Source organism: Mycobacterium neglectum, from assembly GCF_002591975.1.
Taxonomy (GTDB): domain Bacteria; phylum Actinomycetota; class Actinomycetes; order Mycobacteriales; family Mycobacteriaceae; genus Mycobacterium; species Mycobacterium neglectum.
On the sequence record NZ_NVQE01000031.1, the window covers coordinates 39,611 to 62,531 of the forward strand.

Sequence of the window (22,921 nt, forward strand, 5' to 3'; positions counted from 1 at the left end):
CTCCTCAGGCATGTCGAACTGGATGTTTGCACTTACTGTACACCTATCGGTAGTGCCTTCCGCAACCGTCTGGCAGGGCATCAGCCGGCCAACCCGAACCGTCGATACGCAGCGTCGATGTCGGATTTGGCCTCGTGTGGCAGCTCAGCCTGCGGCGGCCGCGAGTGGGGGTAAGAACCGATGGGCAATCCAAGCACCGACGCCGCGTACTTGAACGCCCCGCCCCAGTGGGTGAAATAGTCCGGACGGCCCGGATAGCACGTAAAGCACCCACCGATGTCGACGGTGAACTGATCGATACCCGACTTCTCCGCGTAATCGATCGCCTCAGACAACTTGTCGCTCCACACGAGTTCCCAGTATTCGGACAACACCCGATGCTGCGGAGTTTCGTAGAGATAACCGGACGTACCCAGTTGAGCGGGCCCGACGATCCCGGCGCGTAGCCAGCCGGCACGGTAGACCATCGTCTCGCATTCCCAGATCGTCAGGTCGGGAGCGAGGTTGTGTAGCTGCCGGCTGGCCGTGGGCCGGAACGCGCCCTCCTTGGTCGCGCACACCGCCGGAATCTCGTCGTAGATCCGCGCACCCTCGGCAGGGGTCAGCACGTATCCAGACGACGGCGAGTTGAACATGCCGAGCGCGACATCGCTGCGGTCGGCGATGTAGTGAAAGAACCGTAAAACACCGGCTCCCCCATGCGCTTCCATCATCGGCGTCTGGATGTAGACGATGTCGGCCCCCGCCTGCTGTGCGTGCAGTGTCAGATCCAGACAGTCCTTCGCCGACATGGCAGCGGTGCAGGCCTGCACCACGACATTGGGATCGGCGGCCCGGCCCTCTTGAATCGCGACCTCCAGCAGGCGCTTTCGCTCATCGATGGTCAACGACCAGAACTCCGCAATACCGCTGGTGCACCAGAGCATCGGGTGACGCAGTTCTCCGACGCAGTAACGCACCAGCGTGCGGTAAGCGTCCCAGTCGATGTCATCGCCGTCCACGCCACAGAACGGCGTGTAAAGGGAGTTGCCGATCCCCCGCAGATTGCTGCGGGCCCAATCCCGCGCTTCGCTGGCCGTCGCCACTGCTGCCTCCTCAGGTGAAGTCTCAGGTGAAGTCAGAGCCTCCGTCGACGTTGACATTGGCACCGGTCATGTACGAATTTCGCCGGGAAGCGAGAAACGCTACGACAGGACCCATTTCGTCCGGCAGACCCGCGCGCGGTAAGTGCGCCGGATGCCCGAAGTGCTCGTCGATGGCCGACATCAACGCATACGGATCGCTGCCGTCGACTCCGACAGATGCGGCCCAGCCGACCAACGCCTCCGAGGAGATGCTGCCCGGTGAGACGACGTTGACCATGATCTCGTCCTTGGCCAACATCAGCGAAAGGTTCTTGGAGATACTCGTCAGTGCCGCCTTGGCGGCGGTGTACGCGGGCAGAATGACGCTCTGACGTTGCGTCGAATGCGCGGAGAAGTTCACGATGCGCGCCCACTTGGCTTTTCGGAGCAGCGGTAGTGCGGAACGGACGCAGTGCACCATCCCCAGCACGCCGTCGTCGAACGCTGCGCGCCACTGATCGTCGGTGAGATCGTCGAAGGTGCCGACCGACCCTGGCCCCACTGCGTTTATGAGGATGTTGAGCTCACCACCCCACCGTGCGCTCAGGTCGTCGAAAACCCGCTGCACCTGTTCGGCGTCCGAGGCGTCGGCCACGAGCCCGAGCGCATCAGGGCTTCCCCGGGTCGCCAAATCCGTTGCAGCGTCGTCGAGTACCGCCTGCGTCCGGCCGACGACTGCCACCCGCGCACCGTCCTCGGCGAGGCAGCGCGCAGTCGCAAGTCCCATGCCTCGGCCGCCTCCGACGACGACCGCGGCTGCGTCCCTCAACCCCAGATCCATGGCGTACGCGCCGTCAGGTACCAGTCCAGTTGGGCGCGCGCTTTTCTGCGAACGCGATCGCGCCCTCCTTGGCATCGTTCGAGGAGAAGATCGGAATGATGTACTCGAGTTGCTTTTTCCACATCTCGTCCTCGCTCCAACCGACCGACTTGACGAGGATTTCCTTGGTGGTCGCCACCGCAAGAGGCCCGTTGGCTGTGATGCGTTCGGCCAATTCGATTGCGCCGGCAAGCGCTTCGCCCGGTTCGGTGAGCACGTTGACGAATCCCCATGCCTCGGCCTGCTCGGCGGTGAAGCTCTCGCCGGTGAGCGCCAACTGAAGCGCCTTCTGATACGGGATTCGTTTGTGTAGACGCAGCAGCCCGCCACCCGCGGCGACAAGTCCGCGTTTCACTTCGGGGATGCCGAACTTCGCCGTCCGCGATGCCACCACCAGATCCGTCGCGAGCACCACTTCGGTGCCACCGGCTAGCGCATAGCCCTCGACGGCTGAGATGAGTGGCTTCCTCGGCGGCCGCTCGGTGAAGCCGATGCCACGACCCGGAATCGCGACCATCTCGCCGGCGGCGAAGGCCTTGAGGTCCATGCCGGAACAGAAATTGCCACCTGCCCCCGTCAGCACCGCGACCGATAGGTCCTTGTCCTCGTCGAGTTCGTCGACCGCGTCGGCCAGGCCCTGGCTGACCGCCAGGTTCACCGCGTTTCGCGCTTCCGGCCGATTGATCGTGATGACGAGTACGCGCCCCTGGCGCTCCGTCAGGATTTCGTCCGACACACTTCGCCTTTCGCCGCCTTTAGCTGCAATCGCTAGAAACACTTACTATAGGGCTTACAGTAAAGAAGTGAAACGGTGGACCGGTACAGTTGACGGCAGCGGCTGAGCGGCGACACACCTGCGTAGACGCAGATCAGAGGGCAATTGCCGGTACATTCAGTCCACCAGTCGATTGTGATGGAGGTGCCGTTCGTGGCAAGGCAGGCGACCGCCGAGAAACGTCCGCGGCGCGAACGCGGATCGATAAATCCCGACGACATCATCAAGGGTGCTTTCGAACTCGCCGAAGAAGTGGGCATCGACAACCTCTCCATGCCGCTGCTCGGTAAGCATCTCGGCGTCGGCGTGACCAGCATCTACTGGTACTTCCGCAAGAAGGACGATCTCCTCAACGCCATGACCGATCGGGCGCTGCGGCAGTACGTCTTCGCCACGCCCTACGTCGAGGCCAAGGACTGGCGCGAGACTCTGCGTAATCACGCGCGGTCGATGCGAAAGACATTCCTGGGCAACCCGATTCTGTGCGATTTGATTCTCATTCGCTCCGCTCTGAGTCCGCGTACTGCGCGGCTCGGCGTGCAGGAGGTCGAGAAAGCGATCGCCAGCCTGACGGAGGCGGGCCTGTCCGCCGATGACGCCTTCGACACATACTCCGCGGTTTCGGTACACGTCCGCGGTTCGGTGGTGCTGCAACGCCTCCGCGAGAAGAACCGGTCAACGGACGAAGGCCCCAGCGATATCGACGAAGCGATGGCCATCGACAGCGACTCGACGCCGCTGCTTGCTCTGGTCACCGAGAAGGGTCACCATCTCGGCGCGGCCGATGAGAACAACTTCGAGTTTGGTCTCGAGTGCATCCTCGATCACGCCGGTCGGCTGATCGACGAGGCCAACAGCACGACCGCCAAGAAACCCGCGCGCAAACGCTAGCGATTTGCGGAGTTCTAGCCGCAGTCAGCGCGGCCGCGGCTCCACAAATCGCACGGGGTTTAGACCTCGATGACGACCGCGCCGCCCTGGCCACCGCCTGCGCACATCGCGGCGACACCGATGCCGCCACCGCGCCGCTGCAACTCGTAGATCAGCGTCGTCACCATGCGCGCACCCGAGGCGGCGATGGGATGGCCCAGGCTGCATCCACTTCCGGAGAAGTTGACCAGCTCCTCGTCGATGCCGTACTCGCGGCACGCCGCGATCGGCACCGAGGCGAATGCTTCGTTGATCTCCCACAGCGTGACGTCGGACGGCTTCAGCCCGGCACGGCCGAGCACCTTGCCGATCACCTTCACTGCACCCAGCCCGCAGTCGCGAGCGGGGACACCCGCTGCGCCCCAAGCCTTCACGGTGGCCATCACGGAAAGATTGTTGGCGTCGGCATAACCGCGCTCGACGAGGGCGACGCCCGCAGCGGCGTCATTGGTACCGCTGCTGTTGCCCGCGGTGATCGAGAAGCCCTCGATCTCGGGATGCAGCACCTTGAGCCCGGCGAGCTTCTCGACGGTGGTGTCGCGGCGGGGATGCTCGTCCACGCTGAAATCCACCACTGACCCGTCGAACTGCTGGATCTTCATCGGGATGATCTCGTCGAGGAACTTGCCCGCATCCTGTGCGGCGACGGCCCGCTCATGCGACCTGGCGGCCCACGCGTCCATCTCCTCGCGGGTGATGCCCACCGATTGCGCGGTGTTCCATCCGACGGTGATCGACATGTCCTTGGTCGGCGCGTCGGGTGTCTCGACGTGCGTCGGCGGCATCCACCGCTCCTCGAACTTCAGCTCGGGGCCGGGGATTCGCCAGTTCGTCAGTGGGGTCATCGACAGGGACTGCACGCCGCCTGCGATCAGTACCCGCTCCATACCCGAGCCGATCTGCGCGGCCGCGTTGCCGATCGCGGTCAGGCTGCCTGCGCAGTGCCTGTTCACCGACTGGCCCGGAACGTGGTGCAGCCCAGTGGCGTCGGCGGCATAGCGTGCCAGATCCCCGCCACCGTAGTGCGATTCGGCGAAGATGATGTCGTCGATGTCGGCGGGATCCACACCCGACCGGCGAACCACCTCGGGCAGCACCGTGGTGATCAGTGTCTCGGGCGGGGTGTTGACCAAAGTCCCCTTGAACGAACGGCCGATAGCCGTCCTGGCTGCACCGACGATGACGGGTGTGGACATGTTTTCAACCTCGGGTTTCGGCATAGGTGACTTTACAAAAGTAACAGATAGTGTTGCGTTGCCAGAAGGTGAGGGTGCTCACTCCGGCTCCGGAACGTAGAAGTGCTCGTCGCGCAGCCGGAACGCCTCCTTGGTGCCATGCTGCGCACGGGTCTTGACGAAGTTGAACTCACCGGGCGCGAACTGCAGGTTTGTCCCGTAGGCGTGGAACAGATAGCTGGCCACCTCCTCGCCCGCATACGCCTGGCTCTGTTCGACGAGGCGGAACGCTTCCTTGGCGATGACCACCCCGTCGGCAGGCATCTTCGCGGCCTTCTCCGCCCAGTACCGCGCCCGTGCGGTGACCGAACCGGGGTCGCAGGTGTCGGTGAACACTCCCAGGTGTTCGACCGCGCCCGCGTCGATGATGTCGCCGGTGAGAAGGAGGCGCCGTGCCAACACGGGACCGAGGCGGTGAAAGAACATGTGTAGGCTGCCCAGCGCCGGGCCGAGGAACCGGGTGGCGGGCATACCGATCTTGGTGTCGCGCCCGATCACGGAGATGTCGGTCATCAACGCCATCTCGAATCCTCCGCCGAGCGCGTAGCCGCTGATCTCCCCCACGGTGACTTTCGGGTAGCCCATCAGGTTGTGATAGAAGCCGAACGACTTGCGATCGACGGTCAAGCGCCGCCGTTGACTGGGGCGACGTTTGGATCGAATCCTTGTCTCGTCTGTCTGCTCTTCGCGCAAGCGTCCCCCTGCACTACGTGCGGGAGGTGCCCCCACATCGCCGTACCAGCCGTACGCGTTGTTCATGTCCGCGCCCGTGCTGAACACACCCTCGACGCCACGCAGCAGCACCACCGTCAGATCGTCGTCCTCGGCCACCTGGTCGAGATATCGGCCGACGGTCTCGCGCATCGCCGCATCGTAGGAGTTGCGCCGGCTCGGGTTGTTGAACGCGATCGTGGCGATGCGCTTGTCGCGGTCAACGTCGAAAAGCACTCGGTCGTCGGTGGTCGTCATCGAAAGTCCTTCATTCGGCGTTGGAAATCAGTTTGGCCTCAATGGTTTTGTCCGCTCCGACCGCGAGCGTGTTGCGCCGCGCTGCGGACAGGTGGTGGTGCGCCAGCTTCACAGCACGCGCCTCATCGCCGTCACGAATCGCGTCCAGCAGCCGTTGGTGATCGCGAAGCGCGGCCCGCATGGTCTTCTGTTTCATCGGATCACCTTCATCGCTCCACACCGAGGACTCGTGGGCCGACCAGATGAGCTCCAGTGAGCCGATCAGCAGAATCATCGGCTCGTTTCCGCATCGGGACACCAGCGCCTCATGGAATCGCCGCGCGTTTGGCACGTAGCGCGCAAGATCGTCGAATTGCTCTGCCTGCGTTTTGATCTCCGCCTCGAGATACGGCACAACCTCGATCATCCGGTCTTCACGGGCGGCACACATGCCTGCGCAGATCGGCTCGAGATGCATCAACGCGCCACTCACGTCGGCGGGCTTGGCAGACCGCGTCTGCAACACCATGCTGATCATGTGCGCGGTGCGTTCGGCCGAGGGTGGATGTACGACCGCACCGCCCATGTTCCCGCGACGCACCGAGATCAACCCGTCGGTCTCGAGGATGTGAATGGCCTCGCGCAGCGCGGGCGGGCTGACTCCGAATTGGGCCAGCAGAGTGTCCTGCGACGGGAGCACGTCGCCTTCCTTGATGCGCCCGGACAAGATCTCGTCGCGTAGCCGGGACGCGACGATCTCGGCGACCCGGGGCTGACGTATGCGCTGCACGCTGGTCATCAGCCCTTGACCTGTCGGTGACCGAAATCGAAGACACTCAACTTGTCGGGCGACGAAGCCGCCGTGTTGAATTCGCCGACGCACAACACCTCGTCGCCGAGCAACAGCCGTGCCGTCGACGTGACCCGGCCGTCGGCTTCGGCACGTGCGACTTCGAACGCGAGTTCAACCAGGACCGGAGTGGGCCGGCGAAACGTCACCGTGAGCGAGCGGGTCTTACCGGTGCGCCCCGAGGCACAACTCTGATGCTGGGTGATGCAGTCGAAGAACACCGCAAGGAAGCCGCCGTTGACCAGCCCCGGCGGCCCTTCGTACACCACGGGAAAGGTGACACGGCCGGACGCCGCGTCGGCATCGAGATGGTCGAACGTGTAATCGGGAAAGCACGGGTTGTACGCCCCGACATCGAAGGCGTGATCGAGATACACCCGTTGGGTCTCGGTGCTTTGCGGCCCGATGCGAGGTGTCAGGTCGGGCGGTGCAGCGGGCGCCAGTTCCCGTTCCCACTCGGCGATCTGGGTGACGATGGCGTCGACGGTCGGGTGCTCGTGTTCCAGTGACAGCAGCAGCCCGGTCAACCGGCGCATGGCCCCGGCGGCGGCCACCGTTTGCGGCAGCGGTTGCTCACCGAAACGGGGGGTGCCCTCGGCCATGAGTTGCCTTTCGCCTGTCGACTGTTCCGTCAGGACGCTTTCCTTGCTAACTTGTACAAGATAGCAATACTGTATGCCTAACCGTATATCGAGGGAAGGGCGGAGGCAACGGTGACTGACGACGGGACGGTAACGACCTCCCGGGCGGACGGCGTTCTGCATGTCACGCTCGATCGGCCGTCGCGGCGCAACTCGTTGAGCCCGCCGATGGTGGCCGCGTTCGTCGATGCGTTGACCGACGCCGCCACCGACGACTCACTTCGCGCCGTCCACATTCGCGGCGGCGGAAACGATTTCTGCGCGGGCGTCGACTGGGTCAGCGCCAACAGCGGCGACCGTCCCCGCACCGGCGATCTCGTACGCCGCGTTCCGCACGGCGCCCACCGCGTGATCGAACTCGTTCACTCGATCCACCTGCCCGTCGTGTGCAGCGTCCGCGGCTGGGCCGCCGGGCTGGGCTGCAATCTGGCGCTGGCCGCCGATTTCACCGTCGCAGGTGCGGATGCGGTGTTCTGGGAGCCGTTCCTGGACCGCGGTTTCAGCCCGGATTCGGGTTCGTCGTGGCTGCTCCCCCGGTTGGTCGGGTTGGCGCGGGCGAAGAGCATGCTGCTGCTGGGCGAGAAGGTCAGCGGATCCGACGCGGCGGACTGGGGTTTGATCCATCGTTGCGTAGACGATTCCGAAGTCGACGACATCGCGGCGGAACTGTTGGCGCGGTTGGCCGCCGGCCCCACTGTCGCGATCGGACTCGCCAAACAGGCCATCCACTACGGGCAGCACGCGACGCTTCCGCAGACAATGGACCAGGAGTTGTTCAACCTGGAGCTGTCCTGTCGGACCAAGGATTTCAAAGAAGGACTCGCGGCGTTCCGCGAGAAGCGTGCGCCGGAGTTCGGTGGCCGGTGACCCAGACGGAAGGACTCCGCCATGTCATATGACGACATCACCTACGAGGTCGACGGGCACAAGGCCACCATCACGCTGAATCGGCCGAACGCGCTCAATGCGCTCAGCCCACGCATGATCACCGAACTCCGCACCGCGTATGACGAAGCGGAGAACGACGACAACGTCTGGATTCTGATCGTGACCGGGACAGGGCGTGCGTTCTGCACGGGCGCCGATGTCGGCGAGATCCCCGAAGACGGACGGGTGGTCTACGAACGGCCGTACCTGTCCACCTATGACCAGTGGGAGGCACCGCAGGAGGGCACGCCGCCGTTCCGTCGTATGGCCAAGCCCGTGCTGGCCGCCATCAACGGGTTGTGTTGCGGCGCAGGACTGGACTGGATCACCACCGGTGACATCGCCATCGCGTCGGAAAAGGCGACGTTCTTCGATCCGCATGTGAGCATCGGGTTGGTGGCGGGCCGGGAGATGGTGCGATTGGCCCGGGTGCTGCCACGCAACATCGCGCTCCGCATGGCGCTGATGGGCAAGCACGAACGGATGAGTGCCCAGCGGGCATATGAGCTAGGGATGATCAGCGAGGTTGTCGAACACGACAAACTCCTCGAACGCGCCCACGAGATCGCTGACATCGTGAACTCGAATGCGCCGTTGGCAGTTCGGGGCACGCGCCTGGCTATCCACAAAACACTGGACCTGCCGCTGCACGAAGCCGAGATTCTGGCCGAGACCTTCCGCGAACGTGTGGTCCGCACCGAGGATGCCGACGAGGGCCCGAAGGCGTTCATGGAGAAGCGCGCGCCGAATTGGCAATGCCGATGACGTCGCACAGCTTCGAGACAATCGCGCTTGACGTGGACCCGGACGACCACGTTGCCACGATCACGCTGAATAGGCCGGACTCGCTCAACTCGTTCAACCGGGCGATGTGCGAGGAGGTGTCCGAGGCCTGGCGGCTCGCCAAGCTCGACGATTCGGTGCATGCCGTGGTGGTGCGCGCCGCGGGCAGTCGGGCGTTCTCCGCGGGCCTGGACATCAAGTCGTCCTACGGTCAGCCCGACAACGTGTGGAATCACGAGGATCCGGGCGAGTACCTGAGCCCCAAGTGGCAGAAGGTGTGGAAGCCCGTCGTGTGCGCCGTGCAGGGTATGTGCACCGCGGGAGCCTTCTACTTCGTCAATGAATCAGATGTCGTGATCTGCAGCGAGGACGCGACGTTCTTCGACTCGCACGTCAGCGCTGGCCTGGTATGCGCACTCGAGCCGGTCGGGCTGATGCGCCGCGTCGGTCTGGGTGAGACGCTGCGAATCGCGTTGATGGGCAACGACGAGCGGGTCAGCGCCGACACCGCTCTTCGGATCGGGCTGGTGACGGAGGTCGTCGCGCGCGAGGCGCTGTGGGCGCGCGCGCACGAGATCGCGGCGGCGATCGCGGCCAAACCGCCGACGGCCACCCAGGGCACCGTGAAGGCGATCTGGGAGTCACTGGACAAGCCGTACCGCGCAGCCATGGAACAGAATCTGATCTACACAAGGTTGGGAAATCCGCTTGGACAGGCCGAGCTCGCCAGCCGCTCCCCCGGCGACAGGCCCACTCCGAGGCTGCGCTGATGGAAGAACATCCCCTCAGTAGGCGGATCCGTCGCGTTCTGGAGCTGCGGCCCGACGGGCCCGCGATCGAGTACGACGGCGAATGGCTGACGTGGGGCGCCGTCGCCGCGCTGGCCCGTCGCATCGAATCGCTCACCGCCTCTGGGCGCCAGGTCGGAATCCTGTTGCATAACACACCGTCCCACGTCGCGACGTTTCTCGGCGTTCTGATGGCGGGCGGCACGGCCGTCGCCATCAACCCGTCCCGCGGCGACGACCGCATCAAGGGCGATATCGAGGCGCTTCAGCTGCCCATGGTCATCGGCACCAACGACGATATGACGACGTTGGTGACGCCGACGGCACGCACCGCCACGGTGGCGATCGCGGGCCTTGCCGATGCGCCCGACGTGAGCTCGGCGAGCGAGCAGCGCCGCGACGCGGGCCGCGAAGGGGTCGCGGTGCGGATGCTGACCAGTGGGACGACGGGTCCGCCCAAGCGAATCGACCTGACCTACGACATGCTGGCGCGCAGCGTGATCGGCACCGACTTCGACATCGCACCGACGCCGACCGAACCGCGCCGTGGCGTCGCGATCGTCAACGCCCCGCTGGTGCATATCGGCGGCGTGTTCCGCGTCCTGCAATGTGTCTGCGAAGCGCGTTCGTTCGCCCTGCTGGATCGATTCGAGCTCGACCGGTGGGCCGACGCCGTGCGCATGCACCGACCGCAGGCGGTGTCGTTGGTTCCCGCGGCCCTGCGCACCGTGCTGCACTCCGACCTGACTCGAGACGATTTGCAGAGCATCCGCGCCGTCACCTCAGGCACGGCGCCGCTATCAGCCGAGGATGCCGACGCATTCACCGCCAAATTCGGCATTCCGGTCCTGACGTCATACGCCGCAACGGAGTTCGGTGGCGGCGTCGCAGGATGGTCGCTGCGTGACTACCAAAAGTACTGGCACACCAAGCGCGGCAGCGTGGGCAGGGCCACGCTCGGCGCAAAGCTGCGTGTGGTCGACGACAACGGTGCACCCGTCGCCGACGACCAGCCAGGCCTGCTCGAGGTGAGGCCGGGCCAAATGGGAGCGATCGGAGATTGGATGCGAACCACCGATATGGCGCGCATCGACGCCGACGGATTCCTGTGGATCCTCGGCCGCGCCGACCAGGCGATCATCCGCGGCGGTTTCAAGGTGATGCCCGACGATGTGCGCAGCGCGTTGGAGAGCCACCCGGCGGTGCAGGGCGCGGCGGTGGTCGGTCGGCCCGATCAGCGACTCGGCGAGACACCGGTGGCCATGGTCGAACTGCGGAACGCGGTCGAGGTGGATATCCTTCTCGACCACTTGCGGAAGCGGTTGGCGCGCTACGAGATTCCCACCGACATCGCGATCGTCGAGCAGATTCCCAGGACCCCGTCGGGCAAGGCCGATCTGACCGCCGTCCGCAAGCACTTCACCACCGTCGACCATGCCTGACACCACAGTCGCCGACGTTCTACGCGAACAGGCGCAGAACCGGGGCGAGCATCCGCTGCTGATATGCGACGGCGACCGGCTCAGCTACGCCGAGGCCCACCAACGCTCGACGAGGTTGGCGTGTGGGCTGATCACGCTCGGTGCGGGGAAGGGCACTCACGTCGGCGTGCTGTACCCGAACGGGCCGGACTTCATCGTGGCGATGCTGGCCGCAGCCCGCATCGGCGCCGTCGTGATTCCCTTCTCCACGTTCGCCACCGCCCCTGAACTCGCGACACAGCTCGCCCACGCCGACGTCGAGATCCTGCTCGCCACTGCGTCCTACCGGGGCCACGACTACCGCGAGAGACTGGCCCAGATCGATCGGTCTGGTCTCCCGCTGCTACGTCAGACCTTCGTCGATGCCGCGCCGCCGGTCGCCGTCGACTCGGAACTGCTGGAGGCGATGGAGGACGACGTCGACTCCTCCGACCCGCTGGCGATCGTGTACACGTCGGGATCAACGAGCGCGCCGAAGGGCGTCGTACACACACATGCGTCGCTGCTCGACCATCAACGCGTGCTCAACGAGATCCGTGGGCTGGGCCCGGAAGACAAATTGTTCTGCAACTCGCCGTTCTTCTGGATCGGTGGCATCGCGTTCTCGATACTGGCCGCGATGCTGGCCGGTGCCACGCTCGTGTGTTCCAACGCCGTCGATCCGGGCGATACCCTCGACCTTCTCGAAGCCGAAAAGCCCACCATGACGAACGGTTTCGTGGGAGGAATCGCTCATCTCGCCCGCCACCCCAGCCTGGCGCAGCGCGATCTGTCGTCCATGCGCCGCGGGAACCTGTACCCCATCATGGCGCCGGAGGTGCGGCCCGTGGACCCCGAGCTGCGGCACACCATGCTCGGGATGACCGAGACCGGAAGCGTCATCACGATCAGCGAGGATGAATCCGACCAGCCCGAGCATCGGCGTGGGTCGTTCGGCCGGCCGGCACCGGGATTCGACACCAAGGTCGTCGACGACACCGGCGGACGCGTCGATGCCGGGGAGGTCGGCGAACTGTGCGTCCGCGGGCCATTTCTGATGCAGCGCTATTACAAGCGCAGCCGGGAAGAGTGCTTCGACGCCGACGGCTGGTTTCACACCAGCGATCTCGTCCGCACCGACGCCGATGGCTTCGTGTACTTCATCGGTCGTCGCGGCGCGATGATCAAGACCGCGGGCGCCAACGTCGCCCCTGCGGAGGTGGAGAAGGCGATCGCCAAGGTCGCCGGATTTACAGCGCACGTCGTCGGACTGCCCGATCCCGAGCGCGGACAGCTGGTGGCCGCCGTGATCGTGCTTCCGGAGGACAGGGAGCTCGACGAAGACGCGCTGCGTGAAGGCCTGAAAAGCGAGCTGTCGTCATACAAGATTCCGCGGCGCTTCGCCGCGGTGCCGGCCGCGGAGATTCCGGTGATGTCCAGCGGAAAAGTCGACATATCCCGTCTCACAAAGGTCTTCGATGTCTGACACCATCGACGGGCTGGTGCGACTTCGAGCGGCAAGCGACGCAAGCAAGCCGATGGTCATCGACCCCGATGCCCGGCTCACGTACGCCGAACTCGACGCCACCAGCCGCGACCTCGCCGCCGCGTTCATCGCCACCGGCGTCGGCAAAGGCACGCGGGTGGGCCTGATCATGCCGAACTGTGCGCACTGGGTGCAGATCGCGGTGGCACTCACCCGCATCGGCGCGGTGCTGGTGCCGCTGAGCACGCTCCTGCAACCGCCCGAGCTTGCCGCTGCGCTGCGCGCGGCCTCCGTCCAGTGCCTGATCACCGTGCAGGAGTTCCGCGGCCACCGCTACCTCGACGACCTCGAGCCGTATCGGGTGGATCTTCCCGCGCTGCGCAAGGTGTGGACGGCCGACCGGCTCCCCCGCCCCACCGACAACGCGCCTGTCGATGCGGTCGCCGAAACCGTCACACCCAGCGACACACTCGCGATCATGTTCACGTCGGGCAGCAGTGGTCCACCCAAAGGCGTCATCCACTCGCACGGCAATGCGCTGGGTGCGGTCCGGTCTGGACTGGCCGCACGTTGCATCGGTCCAGACACCAGGCTGTACCTGCCGATGCCGTTCTTCTGGGTGGGCGGATTCGGCAGCGGAGTGCTGTCCGCACTGCTGGCCGGGGCCACGCTGGTCACCGAGCAGATACCCAAACCTGAGACGACGCTGCGCCTACTCGAACGCGAACAGGTCACCCTTTTCCGCGGCTGGCCGGATCAAGCCGAGGCGCTGGCGCGCCAAACCGATTCTCTGGCAGCCGATTTGTCATCGCTGCGTCCCGGCAGCCTGGAAGCTCTGTTGCCTGCGGATCAGCGGGCCGAACCCGGGGCGCGGGCGAGGCTGTTCGGGATGACCGAATCGTTCGGGCCATACTGCGGCTACCCCGCCGATACCGACATGCCGCGATCAGCGTGGGGCAGCTGCGGAAAACCGTTCGACGGCATGGAGGTTCGCATTGTCGACCCCGATGACGGTACACCCGTCCCGCGGGGCAACATCGGGATGATCGAGCTACGCGGACCCCACATGATGCGTGGGATCTGCCGCCGCAGCCACGACGAACTCTTCACCGCCGACGGCTTCTACCCCACTGGCGATCTCGGCCACCTCGACGACGACGGCTTCATGTTCTACCACGGCCGCTCCGACGATATGTTCAAGGTCAGCGGCGCCACCGTTTACCCGAGCGAGGTCGAGGACGCGCTGCGCACCATCGACGGTGTCCACGGCGCGTTCGTCACGGAGGTCGCCGGAGCTGTGGGCGCCGTCGTGATATCCGGGCAGGCTGTCGAAGACCTTCACGCCGCGGCACGCCAGCGGCTGAGCTCCTTCAAGGTCCCGACGGTGTGGTTGACCGTCGACTCCGACGAAGCCATCCCGCGCAAGGCGACGGGCAAGGTCGATGTCGCCGCCCTGCGGGAGATGCTGCTCGAGGCTAGCTGACCACGCCCTGGGCAGTGAGGTGCTCGATCAGTGGCTTCGCACCCGCTGCGAGGTGCTCGGACATCGCTGTGCGAGCCAGGTTTTCGTCGTGCTTCTCCAACGCTTCCAACAGTCGACGGTGATGCTCGTTCGACTTCTCCGGCCAGCCGGCAATGATCGGGAACACCGACTCCGGCGCGTAGCGGGTGATCTGCGACATCAGCTGGGCAAGTTTAGGGGAATCTGAGGCGACGTTGATTGCGCGGTGGAACTCATGGTTGAGCCGCACTGCGCGTTCGTCGTCATCGGCGGCATACGCCACTTCCAGCTCGGACTGGATCTGCTGTAGTTCCCGAAGTTGTTGGTCGCTGATGTTCGCCGCGGCGCGTGCGGCCAGCTCACCTCCGATGTAGGCCTGCACGTCGGACACGTCGGTCAGGTCGCGACCGGTCACCGGCAGGACCACGAAGCCACGGTGCGGCTGCTGGGCCAGCAGTCCCTCGGCCTTGAGTTCGAACAGCGCCTCACGCACCGGCGTGACGCTGATGCCGAGATCCACCGCGAGTTGGTCCAGCCGCACGTATGTGCCTGCGGCATAGGTGCCGTCGAAGATTCGCTTACGCACGATGCGCGCGACGTCTTCGGCCAGTTGCGTCCTGGCCAGGGCCTGCGGAATCTCGGGTACGGACACGGATCAGATCCGATAATCGGCGAGCAGTCGCTTGCTGATGATGTTCTTCTGGATCTCGCTCGTTCCCTCGCCGATCAGCAGGAACGGGGCATCGCGCATCAGCCGCTCGATCTCGTATTCCTTGGAATAGCCGTACCCACCGTGGATTCTGAAGCTCTGCTGCGTGACCTCCGAGCAGAACTCGCTCGCAAGATACTTCGCCATTCCCGCCGCGACATCGTTGCGTTCGCCGGAGTCCTTCAGCCGGGCGGCGTTGACCATCATCAGATGTGCCGCTTCGACCTTGGTCGCCATCTCGGCCAACTGGAAGGCGATGGCCTGATGTTCTGCGATCGGCTTGCCGAACGTCTGCCGCTGCTGCGCGTAGCGCACCGCGAGCTCGAACGCGCGGATCCCCACGCCACAGGCCCTGGCGGACACGTTGACACGGCCCACCTCGATGCCGTCCATCATCTGGAAGAAGCCCTGGCCCGGCGCCTCACCGAGAATGTCGCCCGCTTGCGCCACATACCCGTCGAAAAGCAATTCGGTGGTGTCGATCCCCTTGTAGCCGAGCTTGTCGATCTTGCCCGGAATCGTCAGCCCCGGGACGACTTCACCGAAGCCCGTAGGCTTTTCGACCAGGAACGCGGTCAGGTTTCGATGCGGCTTCTCGGCACCTTCATCGGTGCGCACCAGCGCGGCGACCAGCGTCGAGCTGCCGCCGTTGGTCAGCCACATCTTCTGGCCGTCGATCGTGTACGTCCCATCGGCATTGCGCTTGCCCCGGGTGCGAATTGCGGCGACATCGGAACCGAGTTCCGGCTCGGACATCGAGAATGCGCCGCGCGTCTCTCCGGTCGCCATCCGCGGCAGGTAGTACTGCTTCTGCGTATCGGTGCCGTGCTGGCGAATCATGTACGCGACGATGAAGTGAGTGTTGATCACCCCGGAGACGCTCATCCAGCCGCGGGCGAGTTCCTCGACGCACAGCGCATAAGTGAGCAGAGACTCCCCCAGGCCGCCGTACTCCTCGGGAATCATCAGACCGAACAGACCCATCTCCCGCATCTGGTCGACGATCGCCTGCGGATAGGTGTCCGCGTGCTCGAGTTCCTGGGCGGCGGGAATGATCTCCTTGTCGACGAACTGCCGTACGTTGGCGACGATCTCGGTCTGGAACTCGGTCAGTCCCAGCGTCTGCGCAAGTTTGGTCATGCGCCCACCCTCTCGAAAACCGCCGCCAGACCCTGTCCGCCGCCGATGCACATCGTTTCCAAACCGTACCGAGCCCCGCGGCGGTTCAACTCGCGCGCGAGGGTCGCGAGCATCCGTCCGCCGGTGGCACCAACGGGATGACCCAGCGAAATTCCCGAACCGTGCACGTTGGTCCGGTCGCGGTCGGCGTCAGTGAACTCCCACGCCCGCATGACTGCGAGCGCCTGCGCGGCGAACGCCTCGTTGAGTTCGATCAGGTCAATGTCATCCAGCGACAGCCCTGCCTTGACAAGCGCAGCTTCGGTCGCGGGCACCGGCCCGATGCCCATGACGTTGGGCGCCACACCCGCTGAACCCCAGGAGACCAACCGGACCAGCGGTGTCAGACCGAGTTCGTCGGCCTTCTCGGCGGTGGTGACAATGCACATGGATGCCGCGTCGTTCTGCCCGCTGGCATTACCGGCCGTGACCGTCGCATCGGGATCGCTCTTCAGCAGAACAGGTTTCAGCTTGGCGAGTGACTCCACCGTGGTGTCGGCACGAGGATGTTCGTCGGTGTCGATCAGTTCCTCACCCTGGCGGGTGCGGACGGTCACGGGAATGATCTCCTCGGCGAGAACGCCGTCCTTCTGCGCGGCAACGGCCCGCTGATGCGACGTCACCGCCAACTCGTCCTGCTCCTGCCTGGAGATCGCGTACTGCTTGCGCAGGTTCTCGGCCGTCTCGAGCATTCCGCCGGGCACCGGGTAGTGGCGCCCGCCCGCGGTGGTGCGCCCACGCGCCAGTGCGTCGTGCACCTGGACGCCGGATCGGGCTCCGCCCCACCGCATATCCGTCGAGTAAAAGGTGACGTTGCTCATGCTCTCGGCACCGCCGGCAACGACGAGATCGTTGTCGCCGTTGGCAACCTGTAGACAGGCCTGGATCACGGCCTGCAGACCCGAGCCGCACCTGCGGTCGACCTGCATACCGGGCACCGTGACGGGGAGGCCGGAGTCGAGCGCGACGACGCGACCGATCGCCGGTGCCTCACTGCTCGGATAGCAGTGCCCGAGAATGACGTCTTGCACTGCGCCAGGTTCGATCCCGGTGCGTTCGAGCAACCCCGTGAGTGCCGCGACACCCAGGTCCACCGCGGTCAGCGATTTGAACATGCCGCCGTAGCGGCCGATCGGTGTGCGTACCGGTTCACAGATAACGGCCTCGCGAGTCATACGTGCCTCCCCCCGGTGACTTCGAGCACCGTGCCGGTCATGTACGACGACAGGTCGCTGGCGAGGAACAATGCCACCTTGGCCACCTCGGCCGGTTCGCCTGCACGACCCATCGGCACCTCGGCCAGCTTCTGATCCCAAATATGTTGGGGCATAGCCTCAGTCATTGCGGATCTGATCAGTCCCGGCTGGATGGCGTTGACCCGCACACCGAGATGGGCGAGTTCCTTGGCCGCGGCCTTCGTCATCCCGACGATGCCCGCCTTGGCCGCCGAGTAGTTGGTCTGACCGATCAGACCGACCTTCCCGGAGATCGACGACATGTTGACGATCGCTCCGCGCTTGTTTTCGCGCATGATCGCGGCCGCGGCCTTGGTGCCGTTCCACGTGCCCTTCAGATGCACGGCGATCACCTGGTCGAACTGCTCCTCGGTCATCTTGCGCAGCGTCGCATCGCGGGTGATCCCGGCGTTGTTGACCATGATGTCGAGACCACCGAACCGTTCGACGGCGGCCGCGACAAGTGCGTCGACCTCATCGGATTTCGTCACATCGCAGCGCACGGCGAGCGCCACCTGCTCGCCCCCGAGTTGCTTGGCCGCGGCCTCCGTCGCTCCGAGGTCCAGGTCGCCGAGCACCACACGCGCGCCCTCGGCGATGAACTGTTCCGCGATCGCGTACCCGAGGCCCTGCGCCCCTCCGGTGACGACGGCGGTCCGACCGGTCAGCATTGACACCTGATCACTCCTCTTGCTGTTTCGGAGCCCCGTTGGGGCCCCCGCAGACGGACATCATATTTCATATATGATTCCTCCGTTCATGGGCCCACTCGCCGGAGAGGAGCGTCCCCAGATGACGATCACCGAAGTCAGCGATGAGGATTTCCAGGAGATCCTCGCGCAGACACGCCACTTCGTGCGCACCGCCGTCGTCCCTCGCGAGCAGGAGATCCTCGCCAGCGACCGGGTGCCCGACGACTTGCGCGAGCAGGTCAAGAAGATGGGACTGTTCGGCTACGCAATCCCCCAGGAGTGGGGTGGGCTCGGCCTCGATCTCGCCCAGGACGTCGAACTCGCGATGGAACTCGGATACACCTCGCTGGCGCTGCGGTCGATGTTCGGCACCAACAACGGCATCGCCGGACAGGTGCTCGTCGGGTTCGGCACCGACGAGCAGAAGGCGCGCTGGCTTGAACCCATGGCCGTCGGCGACGTCGTCGCCTCCTTCGCCCTGACCGAGCCGGGCGCCGGATCGAACCCTTCCGGGCTGCGGACCAAAGCCGTCCGGGATGGGGATCACTGGATCATCAACGGCCAGAAGCGATTCATCACCAACGCACCGATGGCCGACCTGTTCATCGTCTTCGCCCGCACCCGCCCTGCCGACGACGAAGGCGCGGGCATTGCGGTGTTCCTGGTACCGGCCGACGCCGCGGGCGTGGTGGTCGGCGCCAAGGACGCCAAGATGGGCCAGGAAGGTGCGTGGACCTCCGACGTCAGTTTCGACGATGTTCGCGTGCCGGCAACCGCGCTCATCGGCGGCAGTGAAGACATCGGATATCGGGCGGCGATGATCTCGTTGGCGCGGGGCCGCGTCCACATCGCGGCGCTCGCCGTCGGCACCGCCCAGCGCGCGCTCGACGAGTCCGTCGCCTATGCGGCCACGGCCACTCAAGGCGGCACACCGATCGGGAACTTCCAGCTGGTGCAGGCGATGATCGCCGATCAACAAACCGGCGTGCTCGCCGGTCGGGCACTGGTGCGTGAGACAGCCAGGGCGTGGGTCAGCGAGGAGGACCGCCGCATCGCGCCGTCCGCGGCGAAGCTGTTCTGCACCGAAATGGTCGGTCAGGTAGCCGATCTCGCGGTACAGATCCACGGCGGCAGCGGGTACATGCGCGAAGTGCCGGTCGAGCGCATCTACCGCGACGTCCGTCTGCTGCGGCTTTACGAGGGCACCAGCGAGATTCAGCGACTCATCATCGGGGCGAACCTCGTCAAAACGGCACAACGGGAGAGCAAATGAGCGGAAGACTCACCGGCAGAGTCGCATTCATCACCGGAGCAGCACGAGGTCAGGGCCGCGCGCATGCGGTCCGCATGGCCTCCGAGGGCGCCGACGTCATCGCCGTCGACATCGCGGGTCCACTGCCTGCGTGTGTCCCCTATCCATCGGCGACGCCGGAGGACCTGAAGGAGACGGTGCGACTGGTCGAGGCCACCGGACGCAGGGTCCTGTCCTCAGCGGTTGACACCCGCGACCACGAGGGGCTGAAAAAGGTCGTCGACGACGGCGTCGCCGAGTTCGGCCGTCTCGACATCATCGTCGCCAACGCGGGCATCACCGCTCCCCACGCCTGGAACGCCATCACCCCGGAGGAGTTTCGGGACGTCGTCGACGTCAATCTGACCGGCACCTGGAACACCGTGATGGCCGGTGCTCAGCACATCGTCGACGGCGGCCGTGGCGGGTCGATCATCCTGATCAGCTCTGCCGCCGGAGTCAAGTTGCAGCCGTTCATGATTCACTACACGGCCAGCAAGCACGCTGTCACCGGGATGGCCCGGGCATTCGCCGCCGAACTCGGCACGCATTCGATCCGAGTCAACAGCGTGCACCCCGGCCCCGTGGTCACCGCGATGGGCTCCCCCGAGATGGTCGAAGGCATCGCCAAGGCGGCCGAAGTCGACGGCAACCACGCCCTGCTGAACGTGCTGACGCCTTTTCTGCCGACCTGGGTGGCACAACCCGAGGACATCGCCGACGCGGTCTGCTGGTTGGCCAGCGACGAATCGAAAATGGTGACCGCGCAGGCGATATCGGTAGACCAGGGCTCAACCCACTTCTGAGGAACCCCTTCACCGCGAGCGCAGAAAGGTGACTAGCCGAGGAAGCGGACGATCGACTCCGCCACGGCGGCGGGCTTTTCCGAGCCGTCGATCTCAACGGTCGTCGTCATCGTCGCCTGCGCGCCGCCATCGAGCTGATCGACCTTCGTGATCTCGGCACGTGCACGGATCTTGGCGCCCACTTTGACCGGCGTGATGAAGCGGACCTTGTTGTAGCCGTAGTTGATTGCCATCGCGATGTTCTCGACCGTGTACAGCTGGTGCATGAAATGCGGCAGTAGTGACAGCGTCAGCAATCCATGAGCGATCGTGCCGCCGAAAGGGCCGCCGGCCGCACGTTCGGGATTGACGTGAATCCACTGGTGATCGTCGGTGGCGTCGGCGAAAACATTGACGCGGTCCTGGGTGACCTCGAGCCATTCCGTCGGACCGAGTTGGCTGCCCTGCGCCGCGACCAACTCGTCGAGCCCGCTAAACGTTTTCACTGTCGCTCCTTCTAGAAGATCACTGTCTGATTGCCGTACCGGATGATCCGGTCCTCACAGTGCCACAACACCGCACGCGACAAAACGAGGCGTTCCACATCCGAACCGAGCCGCACCAGGTCTCCGACATCCTGCCGATGGTCGACCCGCACCACATCCTGCTCGATGATCGGTCCCTCATCGAGATCTTCGGTGACGTAGTGCGCCGTCGCACCGACGAGTTTGACGCCGCGCTCCTTGGCGCGCCGATACGGTGCCGCCCCGATGAAAGCCGGCAGAAACGAGTGGTGGATGTTGATGATCGGGCAGCCGACCTCACCGAGGAACCGCGGAGTGAGGATCTGCATGTATCGGGCCAGCACCACCAGATCGACGTTGCCGCGTAACAACTCGAGCTGACGGTGCTCGGCGTCCTCGCGAATGTCCTTGGTCGCCGGTACGTGAATGAACGGCACGGAGAAGGGCCGCACCTGGTCGGCAAGATCCGGGTGGTTCGAGATCACCATCGCCACGGACATCTCGATCTCACCGCGCCGGTTGCGCCAGAGCAGGTCGAGTAGGCAGTGGTCCTCCGTGGAGGCCATGATCGCGACGCGTTTCGGCTTGGACGCTTCGGTGAGCCGGAAGTCCATGTCGAACTTCGCCGCCACGTGCTCGGCGAACTGCTGCTCGAGCCCGTCGCGCACAGCCGTCAGACCCGGTAGGTGAAAGATGGTGCGCTGCATGAAGGTGCCACCGGACTGCTCGGTCGCGTGCTGATCCAGCGACACGATGTTCGCCCCGGCGCCCGCCAGGAACGCGCTGACCGCCGCAACGAGGCCCGGCCGGTCGTCGCAGCGCAACAACAGCCTGCCGATGTCCTTGGCCGGCAGATCCCCCCGACCTGCGGTCGGATATTCCCTGGCCATCTACATCAGAGTGTCATACCGGCCGGTCCGAAAGCGCGGAGTGGACAGGGAATCTCAGGCTGACTCTTCGTCTGCCCAGTATCCGCCGGCGGGCCGATCCAGCACTGTGAGCGGAGGCGACAGGACCTGATGCACCTTGTTTCCGCCCGAGAGGCGGGCCTCCCGCATCGCCGCGGTGGCGATATCGAGGACCTCGTTCAGGACGTCGTACGGGGGTTGTCCCGCCAGCGGGCTCAGCGGAGTGCTCACCACGCCGATGCTGGCGGTCAATCGGCTGGGCGACGATGCAACCGTGGCTCGCACCCGTTCCACGAATGGCGACGGATCATCGCTGGTGAGTACATCGGCGATGTAGAACTCGGCGTCCTCGACGTGGGCAAGCACCGCGACGCGGCGGACCGTCTCACGCAAGCCCTGGCCGACGGCCACTCGCGCACGGTTGGCGGCAGTCACGCCGGCCATATCCTGCAGGAGCGAGAAGCTGTCGAGATTGACGACGGCCACCATCAGGTAACGGTCACCACCACGACCCCGCGAACTCATCAGCGTCGCGACCTTCTCGGCGAATGCATCCCGGGTCAGCAGGCTCGTGAGCGGTTCGACGTCCTCGAACATCAACTCATTGTTGATCGATCGCAGCAGCGTCCGACACGCGAACACCACGAATGCGTTCACCAGTGCGACAAGTAGTGCGCCGCACACCGCCAACGCAGGATAGGTCTGGGCTATCCGCACCGCTAAAACCAAGATTGTCGCGCCGCCGACCACCCACATGAACATCAGCAACCGCATCGAATGGAACAGCGCGATGAATCCGCCCACGATTGCGAACGCTGTCGATCCCAAAAGCCCGACGACAGGATCGCCTTGAATCAAGGTGGCGATCGCGGTGTAAACGGACCCGACGACGACACAGAGTTCCGACGCGATCCGACTGGGCCAACGGCCCCGCAGCCAGACCGCGGCCATTACGAAAGCGGCCACCCCACCGACCACCGCGACCCATCGGTCCCATGGGCCGTGCGCAGTGTCGGAGCCAAAGGCCAATGCGAAGGGAATGACCCCGCAGAAAGCTATGAACGCCGCGACCGCACGGCACGTCCGCGTTTGCGCGCCCCGCGCCGCGAGAAACGCTGTCAACCAATAGTAATGATCGCGATTGCGTTCTTTGCGTCGCTCTGTCCTCATCGGGCACCTCTCACGGTGACACCTGGGACCTGGGCATCGGCCAATATTAACGCCATGTCACGCGGTGTGCGACGGGACGAAGACACCGCCAGGGGACTCGTCGCCGACGTTACGAACCGGCCCAAAGTCGGCACGTTGCCTGATTGCGATTCCACCGTGG

At 64.9% G+C, this 22,921-nt stretch carries 23 protein-coding genes; 9 read left to right on the forward strand and 14 right to left on the reverse strand.

Annotated elements, in window-relative coordinates; genetic code table 11:
* Nucleotides 1–80: 80 nt before the first annotated feature.
* From CSQ99_RS21670 to CSQ99_RS21680, 3 genes are read right to left on the reverse strand one after another with little or no spacing between them, the layout of a single operon-like run.
* On the reverse strand, nucleotides 81–1,085 hold the full coding sequence (locus CSQ99_RS21670) for a dihydrodipicolinate synthase family protein (RefSeq protein WP_099041063.1): 1,005 nt from the start codon (nucleotides 1,083–1,085) through the stop codon (nucleotides 81–83).
* A gap of 22 nt (nucleotides 1,086–1,107) precedes the next feature.
* Complete coding sequence (locus tag CSQ99_RS21675; RefSeq protein ID WP_099041064.1) at nucleotides 1,108–1,905, reverse strand: SDR family NAD(P)-dependent oxidoreductase; 798 nt, start codon at nucleotides 1,903–1,905, stop codon at nucleotides 1,108–1,110.
* A gap of 13 nt (nucleotides 1,906–1,918) precedes the next feature.
* Entirely contained in the window at nucleotides 1,919–2,680 is a 762-nt protein-coding gene (locus tag CSQ99_RS21680; protein ID WP_099041065.1) for a crotonase/enoyl-CoA hydratase family protein, read from the reverse strand.
* A 177-nt stretch (nucleotides 2,681–2,857) separates the two neighbouring features.
* Here CSQ99_RS21680 and CSQ99_RS21685 point away from each other — a divergent pair, with 177 nt between their 5' ends.
* Nucleotides 2,858–3,610 carry a TetR/AcrR family transcriptional regulator gene (locus tag CSQ99_RS21685; protein WP_176561138.1) on the forward strand — a complete coding sequence of 251 codons (753 nt, stop codon included), beginning with the start codon at nucleotides 2,858–2,860 and terminating at the stop codon, nucleotides 3,608–3,610.
* Between the two features lie 59 nt (nucleotides 3,611–3,669).
* Here the strand turns inward: CSQ99_RS21685 and CSQ99_RS21690 are convergent, their stop codons facing one another.
* The 4 genes from CSQ99_RS21690 to CSQ99_RS21705 form a co-directional block, all read right to left on the reverse strand.
* Entirely contained in the window at nucleotides 3,670–4,845 is a 1,176-nt protein-coding gene (locus tag CSQ99_RS21690) for a thiolase family protein (protein WP_099041089.1), read from the reverse strand.
* Between the two features lie 78 nt (nucleotides 4,846–4,923).
* The gene (locus tag CSQ99_RS21695) at nucleotides 4,924–5,853 is read right to left on the reverse strand and encodes an enoyl-CoA hydratase/isomerase family protein (RefSeq protein WP_099041066.1); all 930 of its coding nucleotides are present in this window, start codon (nucleotides 5,851–5,853) and stop codon (nucleotides 4,924–4,926) included.
* Nucleotides 5,854–5,863: 10 nt separating this feature from the next.
* Entirely contained in the window at nucleotides 5,864–6,631 is a 768-nt protein-coding gene (locus CSQ99_RS21700) for a FadR/GntR family transcriptional regulator (protein WP_099041067.1), read from the reverse strand.
* On the reverse strand, nucleotides 6,631–7,284 hold the full coding sequence (locus CSQ99_RS21705) for a hotdog family protein (RefSeq protein WP_099041068.1): 654 nt from the start codon (nucleotides 7,282–7,284) through the stop codon (nucleotides 6,631–6,633). Before CSQ99_RS21705 ends, CSQ99_RS21700 begins: the two co-directional genes overlap by 1 nt.
* Before the next feature lie 111 nt (nucleotides 7,285–7,395).
* Here CSQ99_RS21705 and CSQ99_RS21710 point away from each other — a divergent pair, with 111 nt between their 5' ends.
* From CSQ99_RS21710 to CSQ99_RS21735, 6 genes are read left to right on the forward strand one after another with little or no spacing between them, the layout of a single operon-like run.
* Nucleotides 7,396–8,190, forward strand: coding sequence for an enoyl-CoA hydratase-related protein (locus CSQ99_RS21710; protein WP_099041069.1), 795 nt, complete (start codon nucleotides 7,396–7,398; stop codon nucleotides 8,188–8,190).
* Between the two features lie 21 nt (nucleotides 8,191–8,211).
* Nucleotides 8,212–9,015: an enoyl-CoA hydratase/isomerase family protein gene (locus tag CSQ99_RS21715; RefSeq protein ID WP_099041070.1), complete on the forward strand. Its 804-nt coding sequence runs from the start codon at nucleotides 8,212–8,214 to the stop codon at nucleotides 9,013–9,015.
* Nucleotides 9,006–9,803, forward strand: a complete 798-nt coding sequence (locus tag CSQ99_RS21720) for an enoyl-CoA hydratase/isomerase family protein (protein ID WP_176561139.1) — start codon at nucleotides 9,006–9,008, stop codon at nucleotides 9,801–9,803. The genes CSQ99_RS21715 and CSQ99_RS21720 overlap by 10 nt, the downstream gene beginning before the upstream one ends.
* Nucleotides 9,803–11,263 carry a class I adenylate-forming enzyme family protein gene (locus tag CSQ99_RS21725; RefSeq protein WP_099041071.1) on the forward strand — a complete coding sequence of 487 codons (1,461 nt, stop codon included), beginning with the start codon at nucleotides 9,803–9,805 and terminating at the stop codon, nucleotides 11,261–11,263. The genes CSQ99_RS21720 and CSQ99_RS21725 overlap by 1 nt, the downstream gene beginning before the upstream one ends.
* On the forward strand, nucleotides 11,256–12,767 hold the full coding sequence (locus CSQ99_RS21730) for a class I adenylate-forming enzyme family protein (RefSeq protein WP_099041072.1): 1,512 nt from the start codon (nucleotides 11,256–11,258) through the stop codon (nucleotides 12,765–12,767). The genes CSQ99_RS21725 and CSQ99_RS21730 overlap by 8 nt, the downstream gene beginning before the upstream one ends.
* Nucleotides 12,760–14,250, forward strand: a complete 1,491-nt coding sequence (locus CSQ99_RS21735; RefSeq protein WP_099041073.1) for a class I adenylate-forming enzyme family protein — start codon at nucleotides 12,760–12,762, stop codon at nucleotides 14,248–14,250. Before CSQ99_RS21730 ends, CSQ99_RS21735 begins: the two co-directional genes overlap by 8 nt.
* On the opposite strand, the gene CSQ99_RS21740 is transcribed toward CSQ99_RS21735, so the two are convergent.
* The 4 genes from CSQ99_RS21740 to fabG are packed head-to-tail and all read right to left on the reverse strand — an operon-like array spanning nucleotide 14,243 to nucleotide 18,062.
* On the reverse strand, nucleotides 14,243–14,920 hold the full coding sequence (locus tag CSQ99_RS21740) for a GntR family transcriptional regulator (protein ID WP_099041074.1): 678 nt from the start codon (nucleotides 14,918–14,920) through the stop codon (nucleotides 14,243–14,245). The two genes, CSQ99_RS21735 and CSQ99_RS21740, sit on opposite strands and share 8 nt — an antisense overlap.
* A 3-nt stretch (nucleotides 14,921–14,923) precedes the next feature.
* Nucleotides 14,924–16,117 (reverse strand): acyl-CoA dehydrogenase family protein, encoded by a 1,194-nt coding sequence (locus tag CSQ99_RS21745; protein ID WP_099041075.1) that lies wholly within the window; start codon nucleotides 16,115–16,117, stop codon nucleotides 14,924–14,926.
* Nucleotides 16,114–17,331 carry an acetyl-CoA C-acetyltransferase gene (locus tag CSQ99_RS21750; protein ID WP_099041076.1) on the reverse strand — a complete coding sequence of 406 codons (1,218 nt, stop codon included), beginning with the start codon at nucleotides 17,329–17,331 and terminating at the stop codon, nucleotides 16,114–16,116. The genes CSQ99_RS21745 and CSQ99_RS21750 overlap by 4 nt, the downstream gene beginning before the upstream one ends.
* Nucleotides 17,328–18,062, reverse strand: coding sequence for a 3-oxoacyl-ACP reductase FabG (gene fabG / locus CSQ99_RS21755; RefSeq protein WP_099041077.1), 735 nt, complete (start codon nucleotides 18,060–18,062; stop codon nucleotides 17,328–17,330). Before fabG ends, CSQ99_RS21750 begins: the two co-directional genes overlap by 4 nt.
* Before the next feature lie 121 nt (nucleotides 18,063–18,183).
* Here fabG and CSQ99_RS21760 point away from each other — a divergent pair, with 121 nt between their 5' ends.
* Nucleotides 18,184–19,356 (forward strand): acyl-CoA dehydrogenase family protein, encoded by a 1,173-nt coding sequence (locus CSQ99_RS21760; RefSeq protein WP_099041091.1) that lies wholly within the window; start codon nucleotides 18,184–18,186, stop codon nucleotides 19,354–19,356.
* Nucleotides 19,353–20,180, forward strand: coding sequence for a mycofactocin-coupled SDR family oxidoreductase (locus CSQ99_RS21765; protein WP_099041078.1), 828 nt, complete (start codon nucleotides 19,353–19,355; stop codon nucleotides 20,178–20,180). Before CSQ99_RS21760 ends, CSQ99_RS21765 begins: the two co-directional genes overlap by 4 nt.
* Nucleotides 20,181–20,212: 32 nt before the next feature.
* Here CSQ99_RS21765 and CSQ99_RS21770 read toward each other — a convergent pair whose 3' ends face one another.
* From CSQ99_RS21770 to CSQ99_RS21780, 3 genes are read right to left on the reverse strand one after another with little or no spacing between them, the layout of a single operon-like run.
* Nucleotides 20,213–20,665 carry a MaoC family dehydratase gene (locus CSQ99_RS21770; RefSeq protein WP_099041079.1) on the reverse strand — a complete coding sequence of 151 codons (453 nt, stop codon included), beginning with the start codon at nucleotides 20,663–20,665 and terminating at the stop codon, nucleotides 20,213–20,215.
* An 11-nt stretch (nucleotides 20,666–20,676) separates the two neighbouring features.
* The gene (gene purU / locus CSQ99_RS21775; RefSeq protein WP_099041080.1) at nucleotides 20,677–21,573 is read right to left on the reverse strand and encodes a formyltetrahydrofolate deformylase; all 897 of its coding nucleotides are present in this window, start codon (nucleotides 21,571–21,573) and stop codon (nucleotides 20,677–20,679) included.
* A 54-nt stretch (nucleotides 21,574–21,627) separates the two neighbouring features.
* A complete protein-coding gene (locus CSQ99_RS21780) occupies nucleotides 21,628–22,557 on the reverse strand; it encodes a GGDEF domain-containing protein (protein WP_245909028.1) in 930 nt (309 codons plus the stop codon).
* Nucleotides 22,558–22,921 lie beyond the last annotated feature (364 nt).

Excerpts from the sequence above, each read along its gene's own strand:
- CSQ99_RS21675 (WP_099041064.1), bottom strand. The coding sequence starts at position 1,905 with ATGGATCTGGGGTTGAGGGACGCAGCCGCGGTCGTCGTCGGAGGCGGC.
- CSQ99_RS21685 (WP_176561138.1), top strand. The coding sequence starts at position 2,858 with ATGGAGGTGCCGTTCGTGGCAAGGCAGGCGACCGCCGAGAAACGTCCG.
- CSQ99_RS21690 (WP_099041089.1), bottom strand. The coding sequence starts at position 4,845 with ATGTCCACACCCGTCATCGTCGGTGCAGCCAGGACGGCTATCGGCCGT.
- CSQ99_RS21695 (WP_099041066.1), bottom strand. The coding sequence starts at position 5,853 with ATGACGACCACCGACGACCGAGTGCTTTTCGACGTTGACCGCGACAAG.
- CSQ99_RS21700 (WP_099041067.1), bottom strand. The coding sequence starts at position 6,631 with ATGACCAGCGTGCAGCGCATACGTCAGCCCCGGGTCGCCGAGATCGTC.
- CSQ99_RS21705 (WP_099041068.1), bottom strand. The coding sequence starts at position 7,284 with ATGGCCGAGGGCACCCCCCGTTTCGGTGAGCAACCGCTGCCGCAAACG.
- CSQ99_RS21715 (WP_099041070.1), top strand. The coding sequence starts at position 8,212 with ATGTCATATGACGACATCACCTACGAGGTCGACGGGCACAAGGCCACC.
- CSQ99_RS21720 (WP_176561139.1), top strand. The coding sequence starts at position 9,006 with ATGCCGATGACGTCGCACAGCTTCGAGACAATCGCGCTTGACGTGGAC.
- CSQ99_RS21725 (WP_099041071.1), top strand. The coding sequence starts at position 9,803 with ATGGAAGAACATCCCCTCAGTAGGCGGATCCGTCGCGTTCTGGAGCTG.
- CSQ99_RS21730 (WP_099041072.1), top strand. The coding sequence starts at position 11,256 with ATGCCTGACACCACAGTCGCCGACGTTCTACGCGAACAGGCGCAGAAC.
- CSQ99_RS21735 (WP_099041073.1), top strand. The coding sequence starts at position 12,760 with ATGTCTGACACCATCGACGGGCTGGTGCGACTTCGAGCGGCAAGCGAC.
- CSQ99_RS21745 (WP_099041075.1), bottom strand. The coding sequence starts at position 16,117 with ATGACCAAACTTGCGCAGACGCTGGGACTGACCGAGTTCCAGACCGAG.
- CSQ99_RS21750 (WP_099041076.1), bottom strand. The coding sequence starts at position 17,331 with ATGACTCGCGAGGCCGTTATCTGTGAACCGGTACGCACACCGATCGGC.
- fabG (WP_099041077.1), bottom strand. The coding sequence starts at position 18,062 with ATGCTGACCGGTCGGACCGCCGTCGTCACCGGAGGGGCGCAGGGCCTC.
- CSQ99_RS21760 (WP_099041091.1), top strand. The coding sequence starts at position 18,184 with ATGACGATCACCGAAGTCAGCGATGAGGATTTCCAGGAGATCCTCGCG.
- CSQ99_RS21765 (WP_099041078.1), top strand. The coding sequence starts at position 19,353 with ATGAGCGGAAGACTCACCGGCAGAGTCGCATTCATCACCGGAGCAGCA.
- purU (WP_099041080.1), bottom strand. The coding sequence starts at position 21,573 with ATGGCCAGGGAATATCCGACCGCAGGTCGGGGGGATCTGCCGGCCAAG.